We start from the raw sequence: 25,349 nt of genomic DNA on the forward strand, positions 1-25,349 counted from the left end.
ATCCGGTCACAGCAGCGAGACTCCCGCGTAGACCACCGAGACCATGCCGAAGCCGATGAGGGACTGCAGGCCCTGCTGGACGGTCCAGACCTTCAGGGTGGTCTTGACGTCCATACCCATGAGTCGGCCGACCAGCCAGAAGCCGGAGTCATTGACGTGCCCGGCGAAGACCGAGCCGGCGGCGGTGGCGAGCACGATGCAGGCCACCTGCAGCTCGCTGAAGTCGCCTGCGATCACGGCGGGGGCAGCCAGGCCTGCGGCGGTGACCAGGGCGACGGTTGCCGAGCCCTGAGCCAGACGGATGGCGACAGCGATGAGGTAGGCCGCCAGGATCACCGGCATGCCGGTGCCGGAGAGGGTCTCCGCGATGGCTTCGCCGATGCCGGAGGCCCGGAGGACTCCGCCGAACATGCCGCCGGCGCCGGTGATCAGAATGACCGAACAGATGGGGCCCAGGGCGGAGTCGAGCAGCTTCTCAATAGCGGTGCCGTTCTCTCCGCGGCGGTAGCCGAGGAAGAAGCTGGCGAGGAGCACGGTGATCAGCAGGGCGATACCGGAGTTGCCGAAGAAGCTCAGGGTTTCGACCCACAGGTCCTCCCCGTCGACCACACCTTCGGTGGCCAGGGTGTTCAGTCCCGTGTTGAACAGGATCAGGACCATGGGGGTCAGCAGCAGGCCGATGACAGTGCCGACCCGGGGAGGGTTGGAGGGCTGGTCGTCGTCGCGCTCACCGAAGATGGTGGGGGTGGGGATGAAGATGCGGTCGCCGACGTAGCGGCCCCACATGTAGCCGGCCACGTGCCACAGCGGGTAGGCGATGATCAGACCGATGAGCAGCACCAGCCCGATGTTGGCGTCGTAGAACTCCGGGCTCGACGCCGTCACAGGGCCAGGGTGGGGCGGCAGGAACACGTGCATGACCGAGAAGGCGGCCGCAGTGGGGATGCCGAAGACCAGGACGGACTTCTCCGAGATGCGGCGCGCCACGGCGAACACGATGGGAAGCATCATGACCAGGCCGGCGTCGAAGAACATCGGGAAGCCCAGCAGCAGCGAGGCGATGCCCAGCGCCATCGGGGCACGCTTCTCGCCGAACCTTGAGATCAGGGCGTCGGCGAGTGCCTTGGCGCCGCCGGAATGCTCAATGAGCCGCCCCAGCATCGCGCCCAAGGCGACCAGCAGGGCGACCCCGGCAAGTGTGGAGCCGAACCCGTCGGTCATGACGTCGAACACGGCACCCATCGGCACCCCGGCAACCACGGCGGTGAGCGCCGAGACGATGATCAGGGTGATGAAGGCGTGGACCTTGAACTTGATGATGAGAAGAAGAATGAGCGCGATGGCACCCACTGCGATGGCAAGCAGCGGCGCGGTGCCCATTGTCTGGGACCAATCGTCCATGAGAATCTCCGTTGAATCTGCAGGATCTCGTGATGAGCGGCAGGCACTTCTGTGGCAACCGTCACACGACCGAACGGCAGAAGCCTGCCACAAACGTCATACCTTTTGCAATCATTAGGCACATCTGTGGTCAGCGCGTGTGATCCTGACGCCATAGTGTGGAGTCGGTCAGCGTGTCCCCTGACCCCCGAGCAGAAAGCAGAGCCCTTGCAGCCCTCACACGATTCCGTGCTCGATGACCTCGGACGACGCATCGCCGGCGGCGAGATCCCACCGGGAACTGTGCTGACCCTGGCAGGCCTCGAGGCGGAGTACCGGGTGTCCCGCACCGTGATCCGGGAGGCTGTCCGCGTGCTGGAGTCCAAAAGCATGGTCGAGTCCAAGCGTCGCGTGGGCGTGACCGTCACCTCGATGTCGCGCTGGAGCGCTCTGGACTCGACGCTCATCTCCTGGCGACTGGACTCCCCTGCCCGACCCCAGCAGCTGGTGGCGCTGACCGAGCTGAGGCTGGCGGTGGAGCCTGCAGCAGCCCGCCTGACGGCCCTGCGCGCCACAGAGGAGACGCGCGCCGAGATGGGCCGACTGGCCCAGGTGCTGCAGACCCTGGGGAACGCAGGCAAAGGAGACACTGAGGAGTACCTCGCCGCGGACATCGCCTTCCACAACCTCCTCTTAGAGGCATGCGGAAACCTGATGCTCACGGCACTGAGGGAACCCGTGGCTGAGATGCTCAGCGGCCGCCACAACGCGGGGCTCACCCCCGCGCAGCCCGTGGAGGAATCACTGCACAACCACGTCGAGGCCGCCAACGCGATCGTCAGGGGCGACACCGAGGCCGCCGAGAAGTTCGTGCGGGCCTACTGCGAATCGATCCTGAACGAAGTGCGCACCCTGGGCTGAGCCGGGCGTCGGCCCCTGGGGGTGCGCCGGGCGCCGGCGGAGCGTCAGACGATGGCGCCTGCAGGCTCCTCGCCGCGCAGCACCGCCAGGAGGCTCTCCACCGCTGCGGAGGCGGTGCGCGCCACTGATTCCTCACTGTGCGCCCCCGAGTGCGGGGTGGCCACCACCTTGGAGTGGCCGATCAGCGGAGAACCAGTGGGCGGCTCGCTCTCGTACGCATCCAGCCCGATGCCGTGCAGCTGCCCGGAGTCCAGAGCCTCGACCGCTGCCTGCTCATCGAGGAGTCCGCCCCGGGCGGTGTTGATGATGATCCCGCCCCGCGGCATAACAGCGATCCTCTCCGCAGACACCAGGCCGCGTGTGTGCTGGTTCAGAGGGATGTGCAGGCTGATGACATGGCACTGGGAAAAGATCTCCTCCTGCCCCGCCGGGGTCACGCCCAGGCTGACCATCTGCTCATCCGTCAGCCCCGGATCGAAGCCGCGGACCTCCATGCCGATTCCGGCTGCCATCGACGCCAGCGATCGTCCGATGAAGCCCATGCCCAGGACCCCGAGGGTCCGGCCGGCCAGCTCAATGCCCTGGAATCGCGGCCATTCCCCGGCCGCAACGGCCGCCGACGTCTGAGGAATCTGTCGTGCTGTCGAGAGCATGAGGCCCAAGGCGAGCTCCGCCACCGAATGCCCGTTGGCGCCCGGGGCGTTGGTCACCCGAATCCCTGCCTGCTGGGCGGCAGAGAGGTCGATCCTGTCGTAGCCCACCCCGTAGCGGGCGATCACCCGCAGCTCCGGAGCCGAGGACAGCGTCTCTGCGGAGAACTCGTCCAACCCTGCGATGACCCCCTTCACGCCCTGCAGAGCGACCGCCAGCTCCTCCGGGGTCATGGGGCGCCCGTGAGGGTTGAACGCAAGCTCAGCCCCTGCTTCTCGCAGGACATCCAGAGCCGGGTGATCCGGCTGTCGGGAGAGGGAGGTAGGGGTGATCAGCAGCTTCACAGGATGGGCTCCTTCGACGGGTGGGTGCGGCTGTAGCCTTCGAGGTAGCGCTCGAACTCAGCCGCATAGTAGTCGGCGAACTCTGGCCGCGGCCTCACGACCTCCCGATTGTTCTCTCGGAAGGCAGGCTGATCCTCATCCATGCCTGATGCCCGCAGCCCCATCCTCACCGCACCCACGACGGAGCTGTGCTGAAGCTCAGAGAGCTCCATGGGGGTGCCGAAGACATCAGCGACCAGCTGCGTCCAGAACGGTGAGGAGAGCACTCCCCCGGAGAGGATGATGCGGTCGGGGGTGCCGTTGAGGTCGGTGAGCTCCCGATAGCAGTGGTACAGCGACAGCGTCACTCCGTGCAGCACCGCCTGGTAGAGATCAGCCCGAGTGTGGGAGGGGTGCAGCTCAAGGAACCCTCCGCGGCGCTGATCCTGCCAGCCGGGGCATCGCTCGCCGAAGAGGAACGGCATGAACAGGGGCAGGTCCCGCGGCTGCTCGGAGAGCTGCGGCTCGATGTCTGCGTAGGTGGTGCCCGGTTCGAACAGCCGATCCTTGGCCCAGTCCACACAGTTGGTGCACCCAGAGGCTGCTGCCCCTGAGAGCCATCCCACCGGGGAGCGGTAGGACCACGTGCTCATCCGTGGTGAGAAGGCAGGTGCCTCAGCGGCCAGGCGCAGCGCCCCGGAGGTTCCCATGGAGAAGGTCATCTCGCCCGGACTGGTGGCGGCGTTGCCCACTTGGTTCATGCCGCCGTCGGGACCAGGGATCAGCACAGCCGCCCCGGGCTCCAGCCCGAGCAGTGCGGCTGCTTCGGCATTGAGCGGGGCGGTGGCCTCGGCGCCGACCAGTTCGGGCAGCTTCACATCCTCCAGGCCGAGCCGCCGCAGAATCTCCTGATCCCACTCGCACGTCTCCGCATTCAGCAGGCCTGTGCCAGAGGCCTGCGAGACGCTGGTGGCCCGCCAGCCCGTCATGCGCGCGAACGTGTAGCTGCTCTGATCCAGCGCCAGACCCCCGGAGATGTCGACGCCGGTGCGCCTGAGCAGCATCAGCTTGAAGGCGGGGTAGATGGCGTTGACCATGCATCCGGTGCGCCGGTAGAACCACTCGGTGAATTCCTCATCCTCCCTCAGCCCCGCGCACAGGTCCTGAGCCCCGGCGTAGGACCATTCCTGCACCGGCGAGATCTCGGCGAGCTGCGCGTCGCGCACTGTGAGGCCGTGCCAGGTCCCCGAGAGCGCGATGAGGCCGACCTCTTGGCCCACGGCAGCTTCACGGCCTAAGGCCATCAGCTGGGAGTAGATGCTCTCGGCGTTGCGCACCGAGGTGTCCGGGCCGTCCACCTCGAAGCGCCGGGTCTCGACCACGCTCTCCTGGGTCTCTGTGTCGAAGAGCATCGACTTGGCTGAGGTGGTGCTCGCTTCGAGCGCGAGAATCTTCATGCAGTCGCATCCTTGAGTCTGCCGAGCCGGAAAGGTCTGCGCTGCGCGTCCGCGGCACGAGACTCGCGGCACTGCACAGCACCTCCAATGGTATGATCATTTCGGCGAAAAAGTGAAGTGCAACACAGAAAAGGCCAACGATGTCCTCCAGCAGCACACTCCTCGACAGCCTCGCAGCCATAGGCGTCATCCCCGTTGTGACCGTCGAGGATTCAGCCCACGCCGCACCGATGGTGCAGGCGCTCGCCGAGGGCGGCCTGTCCGCCGCGGAGATCACCTTTCGCACCCCTGCTGCGGCCGAGGCGATCGCCGAAGCCGCCGCGGCCCACCCTGAGGCCCTCATCGGTGCGGGCACGGTCATCACCGAGAAGCAGGTGGACGCCGCCGCAGAGGCCGGCGCGAAGTACGTGGTCTCTCCCGGCACATCGGCGCGAGTGATCGAACGCGCCCAGCACCACGGACTTGCCGTGCTTCCGGGAGCAGTCACGGCCACCGAGATCCAGGCGGCCATGGAGCACGGCATCCGCACCGTGAAGTTCTTTCCGGCGGAAGCCTCCGGCGGTGCGGCGGCCCTTCGTGCGCTGGCCGGACCATTCGGCGACGTCACCTTCGTGCCCACAGGGGGTGTGAATCTGCAGAACCTCGAGGAGTACCTGAGCCTGAAACAGGTGCGAGCCGTGGGCGGCACGTGGATCACCCCTCAGGAGGCCCTGAGCGGCGGGGATTTTGACCGGATTCGCCGCCTGTCAGCTGAGGCATCGGCGGCTGTGTCGCACATCCGCGGCTGACCGCTCAGCGCAGACAGCCTTCACATTCGCACCCCAATCGGGAGAGAATCATGGCCATGGAGCCAACTCAGGCACTCACCTCACCCGATGAGGCCCTCGGCGGTGCGGGAAACCCGTACCGCAAGCTGCTGGACCAGCTGACCACCAACGCCGACTCCAAAGGGTCAGGCAGTCACCTGGACCGGATGATCGACATTCGCCGGCAGCTCACAGAGTTTCAGCTGCACTACAAGTTCGGGATGGACGAGGTCCTGACCAAGATCAACGTGCTGCGCGAAGAGTTCGAGCACACCCGGGACTACTCCCCCATTGAGCACGTCAACTACCGGCTGAAGACCCTGGAGCGGATCCTGGAGAAGACCGACCGGTACGGGTGCGAGCCCACCCTGGAGTCCATCCGGCACAGCATCCGAGACATCGCCGGCATCCGCATCACCTGCAGCTTCGTCTCCGATGCGTACTGGGTCGCGGAGATGCTCTGCTCGCAGCCTGACCTGCGCGTCGTCGAGGTCAAGGACTACATCAACAGGCCCAAGCTCAACGGCTACCAGTCTCTCCACGTGATCCTTCAGGTGCCGGTGTTCCTCTCCAACCGGACGGAGTTCGTCTACGTGGAGGTCCAGATCCGCACCGTCGCGATGGACTTCTGGGCCTCGCTGGAGCACAAGATCTACTACACCTATGAGGGTGAGGTGCCCTCCGAGATCCTCGACGAGCTGCGCGACGCCGCCGAGAAGGCATCCGCGCTGGATGCCCAGATGGCAGACATTCGGGACAAGGTCACCGCCCTGCGTCAGCAGGCACCACGGGCTGATGAGCCGGACCCGGCCCAGTGGTTCTCCGATGAGGGCCGCCCGGTGTGGAACTGGGAGGACATCGACCCCCACGAACGTCCTAGGACCCCTGGCCCCACACGCGGCACCTTCGAGAACCCGGGCACTCCCCCGCGACCCTCGGCGAACTAGCAGTCCGCGCTGTCGTTCATGAGCTGCCTGATGTGAGGAAATGGGCGGCCAGAGCCTTCAGGCCGGTCGCGCCCGAGCCTTTGATGAGGACGACGTCTCCGGGCCGCAGGGTTGAGGGGAGGTGGGATATGAGCTCCTCGACGGTTGACCAGCACTGGACGTCGGAAGCGAGGTGCGGGTTGCCGCGCTGCATCGCGTGCATGTTCTCTCCGACAAGATGCAGGCTGTCGAGGTGAGCGGCATGGATGTCTGGGACGAGGGACTGGTGGACCTCCTCGTAGTGCGTGCCCAGCTCGAGTATGTCACCCAGGACCGCTATTCGCCGGCTCTGCGGAGCCGATTCCCCCAGACTCGCCAAAGCGGCCCGCATCGATGCCGGGTTGGCGTTGTAGGACCCATCAAGGAGCGTGAACTCTCCCCCGCCGGGCAGCGGAACGGCCGCTTCTTGGCCTCTGCCGACCGGCGGTACGAACGACTCCAATGACGCCATGCCGGATTGCCAGTCGAGGCCCAGATCTCTGAGCGTGGCCAGTGTGGCCAGGCTGTTCATCGCAAGGTGCTTACCCTTGGCGGAGAGCGTGTATTCAACCTCTGACCCGCCAATGCTGGCGCGCACTCTGCCTGTTGCCAGGTCATAGTCTTTGAGGCGCAGGTCAGCGTGGGGGCTTTCGCCGTAGGTGATCAGCTTGGCACCCTCAGATTGCGCCGTGGCGACGAGAACCTCTGAGTACGGGGTGTCAATGTTGATGACTGCTGCACCGTCAGGTGGGGGGCTCTTGAAGATGTTCGACTTGTCTCTGGCCACCCCAGCGAGGTCGCCGTGGGCCGCAAGATGCGCTTCTGCGATGGACGTCACGATCGCCACATCCGGTGAGATCGCATAGTGGTCCCAATCGTGGGAGAGGGCCGCTCCGGATATTTCGGGCACTGAGTGCGCGTACCGGTGCGTGCGGGTTTGGTAGGCAAGCGCCCAGTGCAGGAAATTCCGGTTCCGGTCGTTGTGCTGGATCGAGCTTTCAGGATCTAGAGCCTGCAGGCAATGGGCGATCATCGCCGTCGTCGTGGTCTTCCCCGCTGATCCGGTCACGGCAATAGTCCGGCGTCCCCGGATCAGCCGTCGCTGCGCTTCAATGAGTCGGCATGTGAAGTCGATCGTGCTCGGGGTGAAGAACACGTTCATGCCTTCAAGCAGTGGTGAGTCCTTGTACTCCGGGCCGCAGATGACGCCTTCGGCTCCCCATTCGATCGCCGCGGCAAGATCTCCCTCGGCGCTCGACGCAGAGCCCCGATAGAAGTCCCGACGGCGTCGCGTCCAGTCACGGTCCCGAACCACCCAGAACCTTCGGCGGACCTCTCCTCGGCGGAGGGACGTGGCCGCACCACGGAACAGCTGCTCGGTGTTTCCCCGATACTCGAAGCTCACGGTGTCATCGAGCGCCTCGATGACGTCTGCCACCGTCATTCGATCAGGTCGGGACAGTGTGACCACATGGGGCGGTTTTCGACGCGAGAAGGCTGCCATCGGACGACCCTTCCTGTAAGAGGTGAGGTCATTGTGCCCCATTCATGTGCGAGTGGCCTTCATGCCGCACTGCATGGGTTGGGCGATCAGAGTCGCGCCCGGCGCCTGCGCTCGGCCTGCCCCTCAGGAGGCGACTCCTAGTACTTCGCCCCGTGGTGGATCGGTCCGCTTCCACGGCCGACGTCGAGCTGGTCAGCCTGCTGCAGAGCTGCAGTGACCCAGGGCTTGACCCGGTCAAGGCTGTCCTGCCATGAGAGTCCTTCGGCGCGCAGGGCCGTGAAGGCTGCCGACACGGAGCATCCGGTGCCGTGGGTGTTCTTCGTGTCCACCTTGGGCGAGCTGAGGCTGTAGGACGCGGGTCGCCCCTGGGCGCCGAGGGGAAACACCAACGTGTCGACGATGGCGCTCTGCGTCAGGTGGCCTCCCTTGGCGAGGACCACCACATCGTGAGTGTCCGCGACCGCTTCCGCCTGCTCCACCAGCTGGTCAGTGGTCTCTGCCTCGTCGGCGCCGGCCAGCAGTGCCAGCTCCGGGGCGTTGGGGGTGATCAGGTCGGCATGAGTCAGGAAGCTGATCAGGGCCCGCTCCGCGTCCTTCTCCAGCAGCCGGTCTCCGCTGGTGGCGATCATGACCGGGTCCACCACCAGCGCGGGCCTCTCACCCTCTGGGTAGGTGTCCTCCCACCAGGAGGTGATGGTCTCGATGATCGAGGCTGTGCCGAGCATGCCTGTCTTCACCGCGTCGACGCGGACGTCATCGGAGACCGCATCGAGCTGGGCGCGCAGGAAGCTCACCGGTGGTGCGTGGATCTCCCGCACACCTTGGGTGTTCTGGGCGACCAGAGCCGTCACCACACACATGCCGTAGGCACCGAAGGCTGAGAAGCTCTTCAGATCAGCTTGGATGCCTGCCCCGCCCGTGGGGTCCGTGCCGGCGATGGACAGGACATTCGGAATTGCAGGTGCAGAGGAGCTCATGGCGACCTTCCCTTCGCGAGTACTAACTCACAGGTTCTGCGGGTGTGCTCTCAGCCCGATGACGCGGGCACCCCGAGGTGTTCAGCGTTGAGCCGTGCCCATCCGGGGCGCCGGCCGTTCCAGCCTACTCCAGGATGGAGAACGAGCCGTCGCGCCGAGAGTCCTCCGCGCCGGTCAGCTCGCCCGTCTCGTAGTCGATCTCCAGCAGCTGGACAGAGCCGAAGCTGGCGGCGTCCCACTGCTCCGGCTCCCAGCCCTCCTGGGCCAGCTCCTCGTAGAGCTCCTCGTCGTGGCCCTCCTCCAGGTAGAGGGAAGGCTCGGCGCCCCGGAACCGGAGAGCATCCACTGCCTCTTGGGGGCTGTAGTCGTGAAGGTATCGCAGGATGAGGACGTGGGCGGTCGCGGGCAGGATCTGTGCGCCCCCGGGGGTGCCGATGGGCATGATCGGACGACCTTCCTCATCGAGCACTGTGGTGGGGTTGGACCAGGTCGCAGAACGACGCCCGGACTCAGGCTGATTCTGCTCCGAGTCGAAGGTGTCGAAGCGCAGCAGCGCGTTGTTCATGAAGTAGCCGTCCACGCCCTGACCGGAGCCCCAGAAGTCGGTGACGGTGTTCGTCATTGACACGGTGAGGCCGTCCTCGTCGACCACGACGAGGTGAGTGGTGTTCGGCGCGGAGCTGTCCGGGTCGCCGGACGCGGGTCCAGTGCCGGAGAGGTCAGCCTGGGCGTTCATGCCCGGGTCCGTGAACCGGCTGGCATCGATGTCGACGAAGTTGGGATCGCCGAGTTCGGTCTGCATGGTCTCCTCCCCGACGGCCCATGCCTCGGAGAGGGTGTCGATGTACTCGGCGGAGCCGGGCTCCATCTGATCGATGCCGCGGCTCTCCGCGATCTGCAGCATCTGTATCAGTGCCACACCCGGCAGCGAGGGGGCGGAGGAGGCGATCTCGTACTCGCCGAACGACCCGGTGACCGGCTCGCCCTGAACGACTTCGTAGTCGGCGAGCGACTGGGCGTCGATGCCCTCCACCTGGCTGGCCACGGACTCTGCTAGCTCACCGGTGTAGTAGTCCTCCCAGCCGCTGTCCATCAGCTGCTGCATCGTCTCGGCGAGGTCTGGCTGCACGAGTTGGTCTCCAGCTTCCAGGGGTGATCCTCCAGGGCTGAAGGCCTCCAGCTCGGCGAGGTATTCGGGGCCCATGCCGCCGCCGATGCGATCGGAGAGGTAGTCGCTGACCTCGAAGCCCTCCTCAGCGAGATCCCGTGTGGGTTCGAGCAGCTCGGCCCATTCTCGGGTCCCGTAGTCCTCGTGCAGCTGTCCCATGCCGGCGACGAAGCCGGGAATCCCGGTGGAGGAGTCGGGCACTTCACCGTCGTTGTTCACGACCTCCCTGAAGTCATAGAAGACGGGCTCCCCGTCGGGCCCTGCGAGGATCACCGACCCTCCCCCGCCGATCCCGGAGGCCGGCGGCTCCACGGCGCCCACGGCAAAAGCCACCGCGATGGCGGCGTCGACGGCGTTGCCGCCATCGGCGAGGACCTGCTCCCCCACCTCGACGGCGAGCGGGTGGCCGGCGCTGACTCCTGCTTGGCTCAGGGCGGGCTCGTCCTCCGGCTCCTCGTCCCCGGTGTCCTCCTCCTGGGTCTCCTCGGTCTCCGCGTCGGGCGCGTCCTCGTCAAGGTCCTGGCCAGGGTCGGCCTCGTCGGTGCTGTCCGGCTCTTCGACAGGCTCTTCGGCGGGCTCCTCCTCGGGCGCCCCGCACGAGACTCCCACGAGTGCGATCATCGCGGCGGCGGCGCTGAGTCTCAGCCCGGCGGTCTTCGGCTGTGGTCTCGGCATCTTCGCGACCCTTCCATGCGTTCAGCTGTGCAGTCCATCGGGCAATGCCCAGCAGTGTATAGGTGCCGCCTTTCGGACCGGAACGCGCGCACCGTCAGAGAAGCACCCATCCGGCCAGACCGGCCGCGAGCACGACGGCCCATGCGGGAACCTTCCAGCTGTTCAGCGCGACGAATGCCAGCACGGCGATGATCAGCGCCGGGGTTCCCACCTCGAGGACGCCGACGGTGAAGACTGGATCATAGAGTGCGGCGCCGAGGATGCCGACGACCCCGGCGTTGAAGCCCAGCAGGGCACGCTGAGCGGTGTTGTTGTACCGCAGGCGCTCCCAATAGCGCAGGCACCCGATGATGAGCAGGGCCCCGGGCAGGAAGATCGCCACCAGTGCAATGACTCCGCCGAGCAGCCCGTCGGTGCCGCCGGCGTCGGGTGCGGCGCCGAGGAAGCCGGCGAAGCTGAACAGCGGGCCGGGCATCGCTTGGGCGGCGCCATAGCCTGCGAGGAAGACGTCCGGATCCACCACCCCGGTCTCAACGGTCTCGGCCTGCAGCAGGGGCAGCACCACGTGCCCGCCGCCGAAGACGAGTGCGCCGGCCCGGTAGAAGGTGTCCGCGACGGTTGCCGGGCCTGCGGCCCCTGCCCAGATCAGCAGAGGCAGGCCTGCCAGGAGCAGGAAGAATCCTCCTATGGCCGTCCAGGAGGCCCATCGGGGAATGCTGACGGCGAAGGCATCCTCAGCGGTGCGGGTCTGCGGCTCAGGGCGCAGCCACACCAGGCCGATGAGACCGGCTGCTGCGATGGCGGCGACCAGCACCAGAGGGTGCGGGAAGAGCAGGACCGCGCCGGCGGCGAGGGCTGCGATGGTGGCTCGTGCGGCGTCGGGCGTCATGGTTTTGGCCATGCCGAGCACCGCGTGGGCGACGACGGCGACGGCTGCGGCTTTCAGCCCCTGCACCCATCCGGCTTCGGCGAGGTCCCCGGCTGCGGTGACCCCGTAGGCGAAGGCGATCATCAGCGCCGCGGAGGGCAGGGTGAAGGCGACCCAGGCAGCGAGCATGCCTCCGGCGCCGGCCCGGTGCAGGCCCAGGGCCATACCTACCTGGGAGGAGGCGGGCCCGGGGAGGAACTGGCATAGGGCGACGAGGTCTGTGTAGGCCTTGTCGGTGAGCCATCTGCGCCGCTCCACAAAGGCTTCACGGAAGTAGGCCAGGTGAGCGACGGGTCCGCCGAAGCTGGTGAGGCCCAGGCGCAGGAAGATCAGGAAGACTTCCAGCACGCTGCCGGCAGGTGCCGGAGGGCTCTTCTGGTCGGACGGCTCAGACATGCGCTCCATCCCATCGGGCCAAGGTGAACACCAAGAAAACTACACGAGTTGCAGTTCAGCGATCAGAGGCAGAAGGATCGGACTAGGCGCGGGTGCGTGCCATCTGCCCGGGGCCTAGCCCTCGCGGAAGATGAGGCTCTTCTCCTCCATTGTCTCTTTCATGATGCGGATGGCCTTGGGCCCCACACCATGAATGGCCAGCAGTTCTCCTTCGGTATACGCACTGGCCTTCTGCAGAGAATCTATTCCTGCACGCTGCAGCTCGCGAGTTGCCGTTTTTCCCATCGAATGGGGAAGGTCACCCACGGGCCTGACGTCTGGCGTGCTGCTCATCCCGTTGTCTGCTCCTCCCATGTGGACATAGATCAATGCTCTCCCGGTCGACCATAACGAGGAATCCCATGCTCATTCACGACGCCAGTTTATTGAATCTGGGGCCAGAGACTTGGCCATTGTGTCGGGCGACGCCCAGCGTCGCTGCTATCTCTTTCTCATGGCCTAGGTCAGCATGAACTCAGCGATCAGGGGCAGAGTGATCAGGCTCAGGGCCGTGGATGCGACGAGGATCGCCGCAGCCAGTCGGCCGTCGCCGTCATACTCTTCGGAAAAGAGGAACACTGTAGTGGAGGACGGTGTAGCCGCGATGATGATGAGCACCCCGGCCCAGATCGGCCCGATGGAGTCGTAGAACGGCAGGATCGCCAACCATGTGGCGGCCGGCAGTGCGATGAGCTTGACGACGGTAGCCAGAGCGATCGGTGTTTTCGGCACGCCGCCGCTGCGCACGCCCTCAAGGGCGGGGTGCAGGGCCAGGCCCACGCAGAAGAGCGCGAGCGGGACGGCCGTCTCACCCAGCAGCGCGACCGGCTCGTCGAAGAGGGTGGGCATCTGCAGGGGGGTGAACACCACCAGCAGCGCCAAAGCGATGAAGAGCATGACAGGGTTCAGCAGCACGGCACGTTTGAGGATCGGCCAGACCACTTTGGCCCACAGCTCGCCGATGCTGCCCAGCTTTCCCCCGGAGGCCCGCAGCGTGTTCGCGGTGGTGCGGACCAGCGGGTAGCCGTTCATGTACAGAATGTTGTGCAGCGTGTGAACGATCCCGGCGACCAGCCCAGCCTCCGGGCCCAGCACGCCGATGCTGATGGGGATGCCGAAATACCCCACGTTGCCGAAGGTGGCCGACAGGGAGGTGGGGGCGGCCATGGCGTCCGGGGCCGCACCAGCGGGGACGCGGGAACGAGTCATCCACCGGGCGAGCACATAGACGAGCACAGAGAGCACCGGGGTCACCACCAGCGGGATGACCATCGCCATCACTGGATACTCGTCGACCGGCGGGGCGGTGACCATCGCTGTGTAGACGAAGGTCGGCAGGGCGAAGAAGAAGACGAAGGCGTTGAGGTGCGGCCCGGCCTGACGGAACCGGCGGATGAACCCGGAGCCGAAGCCGGCCACGATGACCAGAAACATCGGGCCGATCACAGTGAGCATTTCAAGCATGCGCCCTCACCCTCACCACTGCAGCCTCAGCCGGGCCGGCTGGCCCCGGCCCGGGAGGGTGAAGACGTCCTGGCGGCCGGTGACGGTTCCCGCTAGCGGGTCCTCACCGCCGTGGGCGGCACGCACCACATCGCTGTCGGGGCGGAGGATGTCCCGGACCACGAGAACCATGATCCAGATGACTGCGGCCATGTGCGCTGCGATGCCTGTGCCGTAGGCGACCTCGATGAGGTGGTGTCCGCCGCCGATCTCACCGCCGGAGGTGATCTTCGCGCTCATCAGCCACACCGCCGCCCAGTGGAACGCCTCGACGGCCATCCAGATGATGAAGACCCTCACCCGGGGCAGCGCCAGCACGAACAGTGGGATCAGCCACATCACGAACTGCGGCGAGTAGACCTTGCCCAAAAGAATGAAGCTCGCCACGATCAGGAAGCACAGCTGGGCAGCGCGCGGCCGGCGCGGAGCCGCCCAACCCAGCCATGCGATGGCCAGGCAGCAGATCAGGAACAGGCCGTTGGACAGCAGGCTGAAGCCCTCCCCGTCCAAGGGCAGCCACGTGAAGGCAAGCCACATGGACGAGAAGCTGACCTCCCGCTCGGAGGAGAACCGGTAGAAGGTCGCCCACTGGTCGAACTGAGTGAGCATGAACGGCAGGTTCACCGCCAACCAGGAGGCCACGCCGGTGATCAGCACGACGACGAGGTCACGGATTCTCCCGGCGCGGACGGCGAGCACCAGGATCGCTCCGAGGAAGAACAGAGGATAGAGCTTCATCGCCGCTCCCAGACCCAGCAGCACACCAGCCCAGCCGGGACGTCCCCGACCCCAGAGCAGCAGACCGGCTCCGCCGAGGAAGACCGCCCACATGTCCCAGTTGATCGACAGGGAAAGGATGATCCCCGGGGCCAGCGCCACCATCAGGGCGTCACGTCGTCGCGACCTGGTCGTCGAGAGGGCGGTGATGAGCACCACCCCGACCCAGCAGGCCACGGCGGCCAGGTGGTTGAGGTCATAGAAGGCCAGCGTCCGGGCATCGGTGGCCCCGCTTCCGGGCATGATGAGATCCACGGCCGCGGCCATCAATCCGGCCACCACAGCGATCAGCACCGGATACTCCATCACCTGACCGTCCGGCACGTCGTCCACGAAGGGGAACAGTCCGTCGGCGAGGCCGCGCTCGCCGTAGAGCAGGGCGAAGTCGGAGTAGCACATGGCCAGGTGCTGGTCGGGGTCGGTCCATCCGTTGACGCGGCACCATTGGACGGCGAGCAGGGACAGGGCTGCCCCCACGGCTGCGGCGGCCAGCAGCCCCCACAGCAGTCTGGATCTCAGATTCACGTACTGGCTTTCTGCTCAGAGGTCCCCTGGTGAATGTCTGCCGCCCGCCAGGAGGTCTCGGGCGTCGACAATTCTCTCAGCTTCAGCCACCCGTCGGCGGCATTCCAGCGTTCGGAACGGTGGCGGAAGGTGAACATGCGTGAGGTGGAGGGGTCGAAGACCGCGAGGTAGACCAGGTAGAGGGCGCCGACGCCGCCGGCGGCCCCTCGGACTGCCCATTGGTCCATCCATTGGGGCACGGAGAGCTGACCCACGATGGCCAGCAGCACCACCACGGTGATGAGCAGGATGATCCCGGTCATCACACGTCCGCGGTAGGAGTGGACCACCGCGTAGAGGGGCAGCAGCCAGAGCAGGTACCAGGGCTGAATGACGGAGGAGGCCAGCACCACCACGGTCAGTCCATAGGCCGACCAGAGCATCGGGTTGCCCAGCCGGGGCTTCAGGAGGATGGCTGCGAGCACCAGGGCGGAGAGCAGCCGGGCCAGGTCGTAGACGGTCACGGCGACTGCGTCGGAGTCGAGGTCCGACATGAGGGCTGCGAGTTCGCCGATGCCGATGCCGGTCAGCCCGACGGGGGCCGCCTGCATCACGGCGGATCCTGCGGAGAGGGCGGCGGTGAACCATCCCAGGCCCACTCCGAGGGCCAGTCCCCCGCCGATGAGCAGCGCCCCGGAGAGGCCGCCGCCGAAGGCCCATTCTCTGATGCGAAGGAGGTAGCTGCGGGTGTCGGGCAGGGCGAGCAGGACGATGAACGGCAGCAGCACCATGGCGATGGGCTTCACCGCAACGGCGGCGGTGATCAGCAGGACGGCGGCGAGGCGGCGGCGCCTGAGGGCGTACCAGGCGCTGGCGAGCACCAGCCCGATCATGAGGGGGTCGTTGTGGGCTGCGGGGATGAAGACGATGAGGCTCAGGGGGTTGAGCAGGCAGAGCCATATTGCCCATGCGGGGCGCGCGCCGAAGGCGGAGGCCAGCTTGGGGATGTAGGTGACCATGAGGATGACGCCGAGGACGGAGAGGGCGCGGAAGGCCAGGATGCCCAGTTCGGGGCTGCCATCTGTGGCATACCAGACGGTCTGGGCGATGATGAGGAAGAGCGGCCCGTAGGGGGACGGCGATTCGGCCCAGAGGCCGTCGGCGCCTTCGGCGTACCAGCCGGGCAGTTCGGAGACCCCTGATTCGTAGGGGTTGAGCCCGGCGTGGAGCACGCGTCCCTGGGCCATGTAGGAGTAGACGTCGCGGGAGAAGATCGGCAGGCACAGGAGCATGGGTGCGCTCCACATGATCAGCGCCTTCCGCATGGCGGGCACGGCCCGGGGGCCGCGGATGTCGATGCGCTGGACGAGCCGCAGCCAGGAGCGCATCAGCAGCAGCGCACCGATGACGAGCAGGATCGCGGAGGTGATGGCTCCTTCGTCGGTGGTGCGCAGCGGGAGGACGGCCGGGTGAACGGCGACGGCCGCGTGCATCGGGATCCAGCCGGCCCCCCATGAGCCCACCATGATCATCAGGGAAGCGAGGAGGCCTTGGCGCATGGTGTGGGACGCCTGGCCCTCGGGTCCGCCGATGAGCCACCGGGTGAGCAGGAATCCGCTCATCCATCGCCTCAGGGCGTTGACGCCGCGAGTGATCCGGAACCCCTGCGGCTCTTTGGGGGCGCCCATGGTCGAGATGGGTCCGGTCTTCGGGTAGAACCGTCCGTCAGGCACTGGACTCCGGCTCGTGTCGAGCGGGCTGGGGCTGCGGGTGGTCGGGTGTCGCGTCGGAGACTTTCCCCACGACGGGGTGGACCCCGGTCTGATCGGCGGCAGGCTGCGGCCGGCGCCATCCGGTCCAGATGAGCCACCGGGTTCCGGGGTCTACCAGTGCCAGCACCACCAGGCAGGTGTATGAGATGGCGAGGGAGAGCATCTCCATCTGCTGATCGAGGCCGAGGAATTGGTGAATAGAGAGCTGATCGGCCGCGCCGAAGGTGAGGAAGAAGGCGACGGTGAAGGCGACCCATTTGAGCTGCCAGTTCGACCTGATCCCGGTGATGGCGAACAGGGGAAGCAGCCAGAGCAGGTACCAGGGCTGGATGATGGGTGAGAACACCACTAGGGCGGTGAAGGCCCACATCATGCGTTGGGTGATGCGGTCGTCGCGGCCGCGGAACATCAGCCACAGGACGACGAGGATGCTGGTGAGGCGGCCGATGAGCTGGAGGGTGTCGAGGGTCCAGTAGTGGGTGAGGCCGAGGTTGCTGAGCACCCCGGAGAGCAGCCCGTCGGCGATGCCGACAGGGGACCAGAAGACCGCACCGGTGCCGGTGCCGGCCATGACTTCGACCCAGCCGAAGCCGTACCCCTGGGCGAGGCCGATGGCGAACAGCATGGCGCCGGCCAGGCCGGCGGTGGCGAACCAGCAGCGAAACTTCCTGGCCCAGTCGGAGCCCGGTCCGGCCCATAGCAGTCCGATGAAGGGCAGCAGCACCAGGGTGATGGGCTTCATGCCGATGGACAGGACGATCAGTGAGGTCGCCAGGACTCCGCGGCCGTGGGCGGCATACCAGACCCCGGCGAGGGCGAAGCCGATCATGAGGGCGTCGTTGTGGGCGCTGGAGATGAAGCTGATGATCAGCAGAGGGTTGGCCATCGCGATCCATTGGGCACGCGCGCCGTCGACTCCGTGCAGCACGGCCAGCTTTGGCAGGTAGATCATGACGAGCACGACGCCGCCGACGCAGGCGAGTCGGAAGAGGAGGATCGCGAGGTCTGGGGCGTCCCCGGCGATGCGCATCACGGCGGCTTCGATCCAGAGGAAGAGGGGGCCGTAGGGGGTTTCGTCTTCTGCCCAGAGGGGGTCGGTGCCGAGGTGGAACCAGTTCTCGAGGGTTGAGACCCCGGAGACGTAGGGATCCTGCCCGGCGAGGACGAGGCGGCCTTGGTTGAGGTAGGCGAAGACGTCCCGGGAGAAGATCGGCACGACGATCAGCTGCGGCAGGCTCCAGAGGGCCACTGCGATGTTGACGGTCTTCAGGGCCCCCGGCGGCCACTGGACTTTGCTTCTGCCGTCAGCGGGGTGGTTCTGCGTGGCGACGTCGTCCTGCTGCTGGTGCAGTGTGGCTTCGCCCAGGGCTTTGCCGAGCCGGAGCCAGGCTCGGAACATGATCCAGCATCCGAGAGTGAGGATCACCGTGGAGAGGATGACGCCGTCGGATTCGGTGCGCAGCCTGATGACCCAGTCCATGCGTGCAATGGGCGACGCGGTGATGAGCCAGCCGACCCCGAATGATCCGAGGAGGATGAGCAGGGAGCCGATGAGCCCTTCGACGAGCGGTCCCCGGGTGCCCGAGAGCACGTACGGGGCGCGTTCGGACGTCGGGCTCGTCATTGTCCATATCCTACCGGGGGTCCAGCCGAAGCTCTTGTGTTCGAGGTCCCGCCTGTGGAGTGTTCACGCACGCTGACTCTGTCAGGCGGGGATCCAGGCGGGTTGGCAGTGCGAGCAGACGTAGATGGAGCGGTCTTCGATGGCGCGCTCCCGGAGCTCCTCCTCGCCGAGTTCGGAGCGTTGGATCCGTGTGCCGCAGCGCAGGCAGGTCTTCTTCGCGCGTCCGTAGACCCAGTAGTTGATGGAGGAGACGGCGTCGCCGGTGGTGGCGCGTCGGGGCCGGAGCTTGTTGACGGTGAGCAGCCGGTGGGAGAGCTCGATGATGCGGTCGAGGTCGGGGACTTCGGCGACGGGTGTGAGGGGGCTGAGCCGGGCGAGGAAGCAGATTTCGCTGCGGAACACGTTGCCGACGCCGGCGAGGTTGCGCTGGTCGAGGAGAGCAACCCCGATGCTGCGTTGGGGCTCTTCCAGCATGCGGCGGCGAGCTTCGTCGTGGTTCCAGTCGGGGCCGAGGAGGTCGGGGCCGAGCCCGGAGAGCAGGTCGTCCTCCTGCTCGCGGGTGAGGACGCGGAGCTCGCCGAGGGAGAAGCCGACGGCTTGGGTCTCTGCGGTGGTGAGCACGCAGCGGGCGGTGTGGGCGGGCCGCCGCCACCGCGGGGCTTGCTGGCCGGTGCTGGTGTAGGTGTGCCAGAGCCCTTCCATCTTCAGGTGGGACTGGATGGTGGTGTCCCCGACGCGGATGATGAGGTGCTTTCCCCGTGAGATCACTTCGTCGACGGTGTGCCCACTGAGGTCGACGGTGGCGTAGCGGGGCACCCGGAAGTCGGTGGATTCGAGGACGCGTCCGGCTAGGGCTTCGCGCAGCTGGGCTGCGTGGCGGTAGACGGTATCTCCCTCAGGCACAGTGGACGGCTCCTTCCCGTGCCCGACAGCGTAGTTCAGGATCACGGCGCGGCATGGACCGGGAGCGCTGATCAGTACGCTGCGTCGGCGCCGTACTGAGCCTGCTCAGGGGTGAACCCTTCGAAGATGAGCTGATCGATCAGCCCCTGCTGTGAGAAGGACATGAATTCCAGGTAGGACTCGGCAGACCGCACAGCCTGTTCGTTCCAATCAGGGTCCACCGCATCGACGGCATACTCTGCATCTTCTCGGCTGTAGCCCTCGAATTCGAGCTGTTCGATCAGGCCTGACCGTGAGAAGCCCATGAACGCGAGGTAGGACTCGGCTGAACCTCTGGCGTTCCTCTGCCCGGAGGTCTCTGCATCTGCGGCTTCCTGCTCCGCCTGCTGCTCGGCTTCGAGAGCTTCCTGCTCCTCGCGCTCCCGCTGGACCTCGGCTTCACGCTCGGCTTCCTCCTCGGCCGCCAGTTCCGCCTCTTCCTCAGCCTGGCGCTCGGCCTCCTCCTCTGCCTCACGCTCTGCCTCTGCCTCGTCTTCAGCCTGCTGCCGGGCCTCTTCCTCTGCTTCGGCCTCCGCCGCCTCCCGCTGAGCCTCCTCCTCCGCTTCCTGCGCGGCGCGATCAAGAGCTTCCTGCTCTTCGCGCTCCTGCTCCTGCTCCGCCCGGATCTCCTCCATACCGTCCGGGTCAATGATCAGAATCATCGTTCCGAGGGCTATGAGGCCCCCGACGAGCACCACGAGCCCGCCGCAGCCCAGTGTTGCCACCCGGGCAATGAGCGGCCACCGTTTGAACCGCTGCCACAGGGAGAGCTTCTCGGTTGGCTGGACTGGATACTCGGACATGACCCCTCCATGAATGTGATTTGAGTCACACTCTATCCCGGCTCGCCGCACCTGTCCCGTCCCGCAGGGTAAGAGGCGTCTGCTCACCGGGAGCGGGGCCGACAGATTGACCCGGCCGAAGAAGCTGGAGTTGCGTGCGACCAGCGCGGTTCACGCAATGCCGGAGTGCGCGGTCACCAAACGGACCTTGATGCCTGTCGCGGCCGCGGCGAAGCGGCCCCAACGAGAACGAGGCCCGAACCTCATCCAAGGGCGTTTCCTTGGACGAACGTTCGAACCTCGTTCGTTCGGGGTGAGTGACGGGGCTTGAACCCGCGACCCTCGCGACCACAACGCGATGCTCTACCAGCTGAGCTACACCCACCATATGCTTCTTTGAAGGTGTTCCCTCCGAAAGCAACCAATACATCATACAACTTGGACGCCGATCCGGCACATCGGCGCGCTGATGCGGATCCGGCGGTCTTTCCCGGACGGACTAGTCCTGTCGGAACATAGATTCCCGGTAGTACTTCAGCTCATCAATGGAGTCCTGAATGTCACCCAACGCGCGGTGGTTGCCCGTCTTCGCCGGGCGGCCCTCATACTGCTCCGGATACCAGCGGCTGCCCAGTTCCTTGATAGTGGACACATCAATGATCCGGTAGTGCAGATGCTCCATCAGCTGCGGCATGCCGAGGCGCAGGAACGCCTTATCGGCGTGAACCGAGTTGCCGGCCAATGGGGCCGCGTTCGCCTCGGGCACCCAGTCCTTCACGTATTTCAGGACCCTCGACTCGGCCTCGTCCAGACTCACTCCCGACTCCAGCTCATCCAACAGGCCCGAGTCTGTGTGCATCCGCCGCACGAAGGAACCCATGGCATCCAGCGCGCCCGACTCCGGCTTGATGACTACTTGGACGCCCTCCCCCAGGATGTTGAGCTCTGAGTCGGTGACCAGCGCAGCGACCTCGAGGAGGACGTCCCGCTCAGGGACAAGTCCCGTCATCTCGCAGTCGATCCATACCAGCCGCCCGGACCAGTCGCCCCCGGGAGTCTTGTCAGAGGTGTTGCTCGCAGAAGAAGTGTTGTTCGCAGTCACGGGAACACTGTAGTCAACGATGACGCTGCCGCACCCCCGGGCCGCTCCTCAGACCTCTGCTGGTTCCGGAAGCGTCGAAATGTCGATGACGTAGCGGTATCGGACCTTTGAGGCCAGCACGTTCTCCCAGGCCTCGTTGACCTGCGAAGCATCGATGATCTCCACTTCGGGTGTGATGCTGTGCTCGGCGCAGAAGTCCAGCATCTCCTGGGTCTCAGCGATGCCGCCGATCATGGAGCCGGCCATCGCCCGGCGGTTCGTGAAGAGCGTGCCGGTGTCGATGCTCAGGGGCTGATCGGGCACACCCACATTGACCAGGGCACCGTCGAAGCGGAGCATGCTCAGGAACGCGTTGAGGTCCACGCTGGCGGAGACTGTGTTGAGGATCAGGTCGAACTGGTTGCGGAGGTCCGTGAAGGTGGACTCGTCGCTCGTCGCCCGGTAATCGGAGGCGCCCAGGCGCAGGCCGTCCTCCTTCTTGCTCAGCGTCTGCGACAGCACCGTCACCTCAGCGCCCATGGCGTGGGCGATCTTCACCGCCATATGGCCCAGGCCGCCCATACCGACCACGGCCACCTTCTTGCCCGGCCCGGCACCCCAGTGCTTCAGCGGGGAGTAGGTCGTGATGCCGGCGCACAGCAGGGGCGCAGTCTCCTCGAACGGCAGGGACCCGGGAATGGTCAGCACGAAGTCCTCCGTGACGACGATGCTCCCCGAGTAGCCGCCCTGGGTGATGGTGCCGTCATGGTCCTCAGCGCCGTAGGTGCCGACCATTCCGTTGGCGCAGTGCTGCTCGAACCCCGCCTGGCAGGCTTCGCAGTCACGGCAGGAGTTGACCATGCAGCCCACGCCCACACGGTCGCCGACCTGGTGACGGCTCACCTTTTCGCCCACGGCTGTGACGACACCGGCGATCTCGTGGCCGACGGCAAGTGGGTACGGTGCTGGGCCCCACTCGCCGCGGGCGGTGTGGATGTCCGAGTGGCAGATGCCGGACCAGTGGATGTCGATCTGCACATCGTGCGGGCCGGGCTCTCTGCGCTCGATGGTCCCCAGGGTCAGGGGTGATTCGGCGGACTCAGCTACATAGGCAGATACCAGTGTCACGGGTGCTCCTTCGTCTGGACGGTGAACGGCGCACAGCCCATCACTCTCACCTGAACGCCGGCCGATACTGGTCAGAGCTGATCGAGGGCGTACAGGCCGAGCACGCCCAGCAGCCCCGCCCAGATGTAGCTGGCGAGCGTGCCGATGATGAACCGTTCAGTGGCCTTGGCCCGGTGCTCTGCCCTGGCCGCGCGCAGCTCGGGGTAGCGGCCCAGACCCTTCACGGCCAGCACCACCGCGACGGCCTCCGGGTGCCCCGCCAGCACAGACCCGGTGATGGCCAGACGCTCCAGCACACCGATCCATGTGCCACCGCGCAGCACCCCAGGGCCTGACCCTGCAGGCTCCACCCAGCGCAGCAGTCCGCCCACCACCGCAATGCCAGCGGCCGAGGAAAGGGCCAGAGCGACCAAAGTGACGGAGACAGAGATCAGAATGTCCACTCCTCCATCCTCGCCGAAGCGCATGACATGCTCTACGACCCGCCGACGCAGACGCTCATGAGGCGGGCGGCCACGGGCCTCACCCTCTGCTCCTCCTGAACGAGGGCTGCCCTCATGCGCTGACCCACAGCCTGGGGGCTGATGCCCAGCTCCTCGGCGATCTGGTTCTGCCGCTTGCCGGCAGCCTGACCATCAGCCACCTCCCATCCCTCGGCTGAGCGGCGGCGCAGGATCGCCCCCAGCAGCTGCACTACAGCCGTCGCCTCGCCCGCTGCCTCAGCCTGCTCCCCCATGATCACCAGCGGCACCGGCTCCCCCCGGCCCCTGGCCCGCTCCACGGCCTCCCGGGCGTGGAAGAACGCCTGGCCGCTGCTCTGGCGAGCGCTGGGCCCCAGGGGCGTCTCGACGGGTCCGGCGCCTACGCCTACGGCCCAGTCGGCTCGGCGCATCAGGTGCAGGGCGAGGTCCAGGGCGGGTTCTGCATGGGTGAGGAGGATCTGCACTTCGTCGCCGACGGTTCGCTCCATGGGCAGTGCGATGGCGTCCTGGTGGCTGCTGAACCAGGGAGTGAGCCCTTTGAGGAGCGTCGGCACTCGGTCGCCAGTGCTGCGGCTGCGGTGCTGATCTGCCGTCACAACAAACATAGGTAAAGGCTAGGCGCTTGAAGGCGCCACATCAAGCCTTAGGGGTTTATTGATGTTCAGTGGTCAGGGACCGTCGGTGAGGCGGTCGCATCCCCGCCGCCCAGAAGCGACTCGATCACCTGCGCCACGCCTTCCTCACTGCAGGACGGCGCCACATGGTCCGCTTCGGCTCGGACTGAGGCGTCCGCGTCAGCCATCGCGTAGGAGGTCCCGGCCCAGCGCAGCATCGGGAGATCGTTGGGCATGTCCCCGAACGCGACCACATCTCCGCGCGACACGGCAAGATCCGCACAGAGCCCGGCGAGCGCGCTCGCCTTGGTAATCCCATGGGCGCTGATCTCCACCAGCCCGGGCCCTGACCAGGTCGGGACTCCCCGGTTCCCCACTGCGTCCTTCACCAGCTCACGGAATCTCTCATCGCCCAGACCTGGGTTGCGTGCCAGCAGCTTCACCGCCGGGGCGTCCCAGATCTCGGAAAAGGCGCCCCGGGTCGGAGGGGTGGAGCTTGGGCGCTCGTACACGAAGTGGGGGTCCAGCCGGATTCCGTCGACGCATTCGATGGCGAAGACGGTCTCAGGGGCCGCCTGGGTGATAGCTTCGACCAGCTCCAGCCCCAGCCCAGGCTCGATGCCGTCGACTGCCAGCGTCCTGCGCTCGTGGGCGTCGTAGAGGATCGCGCCGTTGGAGACCACGGCCTTGCCGTGCGCTCCGACATGGGGCCACATCTCGCTCATCCAGCGCAGCGGCCGGCCGGTGACGAAGACGACGTGGATGCCGGCGGCGTCGGCGCGGCGCAGCACCTCGGCGGTGTAGCCGCCCATGCGCGCGCTGCCGTTCGGGACGAGCGTCCCATCCAGGTCCGTTGCAATGAGCACTCTCGAACCATACCCACACCCGGGCCGATCACCGAGGTCCCTCAGAGCGCGGCGTCCTCGGAACATCTGGGCGCCCGTTCGGGTTGCGGTGCGCGTGAGGCTTTCTCTTCTTGACCGGTCGCGGACCCGGCTCGGCCGTGCCCCCGCGGATGCCCTGCACCACACCGTGGAGCGGGCCGTGCGGGCCGAGGCGCTCGGCTATCACCGGCTCTGGGCTGCCGAGCACCATGCGGTGCCCGGGGTGGCATCGGGGGCGCCGGCTGTGGTGCTCGCAGCTGCGGCGTCCAAGACCTCCCGCATTCGGCTGGGGTCCGGCGGGGTGATGCTTCCCCACCACCAGCCCCTCGTCGTCGCGGAGCAGTTCCTCATGCTGGAGAGCCTCCATCCTGGGCGCATCGACCTGGGCCTGGGATGATCCCTCGGGTTCACTCCCCCGGTGCGGCGTGCGCTGCGTCAGGAGTCCGGGGAGGCGGAGGATTTCACGAACGATCTGCGTGAGCTCAGCGCGTACCTCCAGGGCACCGCTGAGGTCACCGCCCAGCCCACGGTGGGTGAGCCGCCGCCGATGTTCCTGCTCGCCACTGGGAAGGGCATCAGCCTCGCCGCGGAGCTGGGCCTGCCCGTCGTGGTGGGAGGGCCCGTTCTGCACACCGAAGAACTCACCGACATGCTGCGCGACTACCGCCGGACGTTCCGTCCACGCGCGCAGGCTGCCAAGCCTGAGGTGATCATCTCCCTGGACATCTATGTCGCAGACACCGCCGAAGAGGCTCAGGAGCTTGCGCTGCCGGAGATCTGGGCTATGGCCCGGTCCCGAGAGACGGGCGAGTTCGGGCCGCTGGAGGCCCCAGAGACCATTCGGGCCCAATCATGGAGCCGGAGGACAGCTGAGCGCGTCGAGGAGGGGCTCCGCCAGGCGGTGGCCGGACCGGCGAGCGCGGTGGGGCCTCAGCTGGAGGCCCTGGCGGAGCGCACGGGGGCCGCCGAGATCATGGCCTCGACCTCGACGTATGATCTGGAGGCCCTGGGCGAGCTGGACGGGGCTCTTTCTCAGCTCATTCGCGGAAGCGCTCGGTAGCCTGAT

At 66.5% G+C, this 25,349-nt stretch carries 22 protein-coding genes, 1 tRNA gene, 1 pseudogene and 1 riboswitch; of the genes and pseudogenes, 4 read left to right on the forward strand and 20 right to left on the reverse strand.

The window, feature by feature from the left end; genetic code table 11:
• Window positions 1–6: 6 nt before the first annotated feature.
• Complete coding sequence (locus FS388_RS00085) at window positions 7–1,401, reverse strand: GntP family permease (protein ID WP_146338412.1); 1,395 nt, start codon at window positions 1,399–1,401, stop codon at window positions 7–9.
• Between the two features lie 207 nt (window positions 1,402–1,608).
• Between FS388_RS00085 and FS388_RS00090 the strand changes: the two genes are divergently transcribed.
• Complete coding sequence (locus FS388_RS00090; RefSeq protein ID WP_146338415.1) at window positions 1,609–2,301, forward strand: FadR/GntR family transcriptional regulator; 693 nt, start codon at window positions 1,609–1,611, stop codon at window positions 2,299–2,301.
• A gap of 44 nt (window positions 2,302–2,345) precedes the next feature.
• On the opposite strand, the gene FS388_RS00095 is transcribed toward FS388_RS00090, so the two are convergent.
• Together FS388_RS00095 and FS388_RS00100 are read right to left on the reverse strand one after the other, a co-directional pair.
• A complete protein-coding gene (locus tag FS388_RS00095) occupies window positions 2,346–3,296 on the reverse strand; it encodes a phosphoglycerate dehydrogenase (RefSeq protein ID WP_146338418.1) in 951 nt (316 codons plus the stop codon).
• Window positions 3,293–4,732 (reverse strand): gluconokinase, encoded by a 1,440-nt coding sequence (locus tag FS388_RS00100; protein ID WP_146338422.1) that lies wholly within the window; start codon window positions 4,730–4,732, stop codon window positions 3,293–3,295. Before FS388_RS00100 ends, FS388_RS00095 begins: the two co-directional genes overlap by 4 nt.
• A 140-nt stretch (window positions 4,733–4,872) precedes the next feature.
• On the opposite strand from FS388_RS00100, the gene eda reads away from it, so the two are divergent.
• Both eda and FS388_RS00110 read left to right on the forward strand, forming a co-directional pair.
• On the forward strand, window positions 4,873–5,520 hold the full coding sequence (gene eda / locus FS388_RS00105) for a bifunctional 4-hydroxy-2-oxoglutarate aldolase/2-dehydro-3-deoxy-phosphogluconate aldolase (RefSeq protein ID WP_146338425.1): 648 nt from the start codon (window positions 4,873–4,875) through the stop codon (window positions 5,518–5,520).
• A 56-nt stretch (window positions 5,521–5,576) separates the two neighbouring features.
• Window positions 5,577–6,485, forward strand: coding sequence for a GTP pyrophosphokinase family protein (locus FS388_RS00110; RefSeq protein WP_210410204.1), 909 nt, complete (start codon window positions 5,577–5,579; stop codon window positions 6,483–6,485).
• Between the two features lie 16 nt (window positions 6,486–6,501).
• Here FS388_RS00110 and murF read toward each other — a convergent pair whose 3' ends face one another.
• The 17 genes from murF to FS388_RS00195 form a co-directional block, all read right to left on the reverse strand.
• The gene (gene murF / locus FS388_RS00115; protein WP_168198535.1) at window positions 6,502–7,947 is read right to left on the reverse strand and encodes a UDP-N-acetylmuramoyl-tripeptide--D-alanyl-D-alanine ligase; all 1,446 of its coding nucleotides are present in this window, start codon (window positions 7,945–7,947) and stop codon (window positions 6,502–6,504) included.
• A gap of 197 nt (window positions 7,948–8,144) precedes the next feature.
• On the reverse strand, window positions 8,145–8,984 hold the full coding sequence (gene thiD / locus FS388_RS00120) for a bifunctional hydroxymethylpyrimidine kinase/phosphomethylpyrimidine kinase (RefSeq protein ID WP_146338429.1): 840 nt from the start codon (window positions 8,982–8,984) through the stop codon (window positions 8,145–8,147).
• Window positions 8,976–9,069, reverse strand: a riboswitch (TPP riboswitch). Its footprint overlaps the gene before it by 9 nt.
• A gap of 39 nt (window positions 9,070–9,108) precedes the next feature.
• Window positions 9,109–10,827, reverse strand: a complete 1,719-nt coding sequence (locus FS388_RS00125; RefSeq protein WP_146338433.1) for a gamma-glutamyltransferase family protein — start codon at window positions 10,825–10,827, stop codon at window positions 9,109–9,111.
• 94 nt (window positions 10,828–10,921) lie between these two features.
• Entirely contained in the window at window positions 10,922–12,151 is a 1,230-nt protein-coding gene (gene chrA, locus FS388_RS00130; protein WP_146338435.1) for a chromate efflux transporter, read from the reverse strand.
• Between the two features lie 114 nt (window positions 12,152–12,265).
• Entirely contained in the window at window positions 12,266–12,484 is a 219-nt protein-coding gene (locus FS388_RS00135) for a hypothetical protein (RefSeq protein WP_146338438.1), read from the reverse strand.
• Window positions 12,485–12,649: 165 nt separating this feature from the next.
• Window positions 12,650–13,654, reverse strand: coding sequence for an AEC family transporter (locus FS388_RS00140; protein ID WP_146338441.1), 1,005 nt, complete (start codon window positions 13,652–13,654; stop codon window positions 12,650–12,652).
• A 12-nt stretch (window positions 13,655–13,666) separates the two neighbouring features.
• Entirely contained in the window at window positions 13,667–14,995 is a 1,329-nt protein-coding gene (locus FS388_RS00145) for a glycosyltransferase family 87 protein (protein WP_146338444.1), read from the reverse strand.
• Window positions 14,992–16,707, reverse strand: a complete 1,716-nt coding sequence (gene mptB / locus FS388_RS00150) for a polyprenol phosphomannose-dependent alpha 1,6 mannosyltransferase MptB (protein WP_146338447.1) — start codon at window positions 16,705–16,707, stop codon at window positions 14,992–14,994. Before mptB (FS388_RS00150) ends, FS388_RS00145 begins: the two co-directional genes overlap by 4 nt.
• The gene (gene mptB / locus FS388_RS00155) at window positions 16,700–18,370 is read right to left on the reverse strand and encodes a polyprenol phosphomannose-dependent alpha 1,6 mannosyltransferase MptB (RefSeq protein WP_168198536.1); all 1,671 of its coding nucleotides are present in this window, start codon (window positions 18,368–18,370) and stop codon (window positions 16,700–16,702) included. Before mptB (FS388_RS00155) ends, mptB (FS388_RS00150) begins: the two co-directional genes overlap by 8 nt.
• 81 nt (window positions 18,371–18,451) lie before the next feature.
• Window positions 18,452–19,273, reverse strand: a complete 822-nt coding sequence (locus FS388_RS00160) for a DNA-formamidopyrimidine glycosylase family protein (RefSeq protein WP_146338450.1) — start codon at window positions 19,271–19,273, stop codon at window positions 18,452–18,454.
• Window positions 19,274–19,344: 71 nt separating this feature from the next.
• Complete coding sequence (locus FS388_RS13095) at window positions 19,345–20,115, reverse strand: Ltp family lipoprotein (RefSeq protein WP_246836229.1); 771 nt, start codon at window positions 20,113–20,115, stop codon at window positions 19,345–19,347.
• 291 nt (window positions 20,116–20,406) lie between these two features.
• Window positions 20,407–20,479 (reverse strand) — tRNA-His (locus FS388_RS00170).
• 114 nt (window positions 20,480–20,593) lie between these two features.
• Window positions 20,594–21,124 (reverse strand): oligoribonuclease, encoded by a 531-nt coding sequence (orn, locus tag FS388_RS00175; RefSeq protein ID WP_256369565.1) that lies wholly within the window; start codon window positions 21,122–21,124, stop codon window positions 20,594–20,596.
• Window positions 21,125–21,244: 120 nt separating this feature from the next.
• Complete coding sequence (locus FS388_RS00180) at window positions 21,245–22,303, reverse strand: NAD(P)-dependent alcohol dehydrogenase (protein ID WP_146338453.1); 1,059 nt, start codon at window positions 22,301–22,303, stop codon at window positions 21,245–21,247.
• A gap of 71 nt (window positions 22,304–22,374) precedes the next feature.
• Window positions 22,375–22,746 (reverse strand): hypothetical protein, encoded by a 372-nt coding sequence (locus FS388_RS00185; protein ID WP_246836230.1) that lies wholly within the window; start codon window positions 22,744–22,746, stop codon window positions 22,375–22,377.
• A gap of 32 nt (window positions 22,747–22,778) precedes the next feature.
• The gene (locus FS388_RS00190) at window positions 22,779–23,390 is read right to left on the reverse strand and encodes a hypothetical protein (RefSeq protein ID WP_146338458.1); all 612 of its coding nucleotides are present in this window, start codon (window positions 23,388–23,390) and stop codon (window positions 22,779–22,781) included.
• A 56-nt stretch (window positions 23,391–23,446) separates the two neighbouring features.
• Window positions 23,447–24,265, reverse strand: coding sequence for an HAD family hydrolase (locus FS388_RS00195; protein ID WP_210410206.1), 819 nt, complete (start codon window positions 24,263–24,265; stop codon window positions 23,447–23,449).
• 94 nt (window positions 24,266–24,359) lie between these two features.
• On the opposite strand from FS388_RS00195, the pseudogene FS388_RS00200 reads away from it, so the two are divergent.
• Window positions 24,360–25,343 (forward strand): annotated as a pseudogene (locus FS388_RS00200) (MsnO8 family LLM class oxidoreductase).
• Window positions 25,344–25,349 lie beyond the last annotated feature (6 nt).

This window comes from Nesterenkonia sp. NBAIMH1 (assembly GCF_007922635.1).
GTDB lineage: Bacteria > Actinomycetota > Actinomycetes > Actinomycetales > Micrococcaceae > Nesterenkonia > Nesterenkonia pannonica.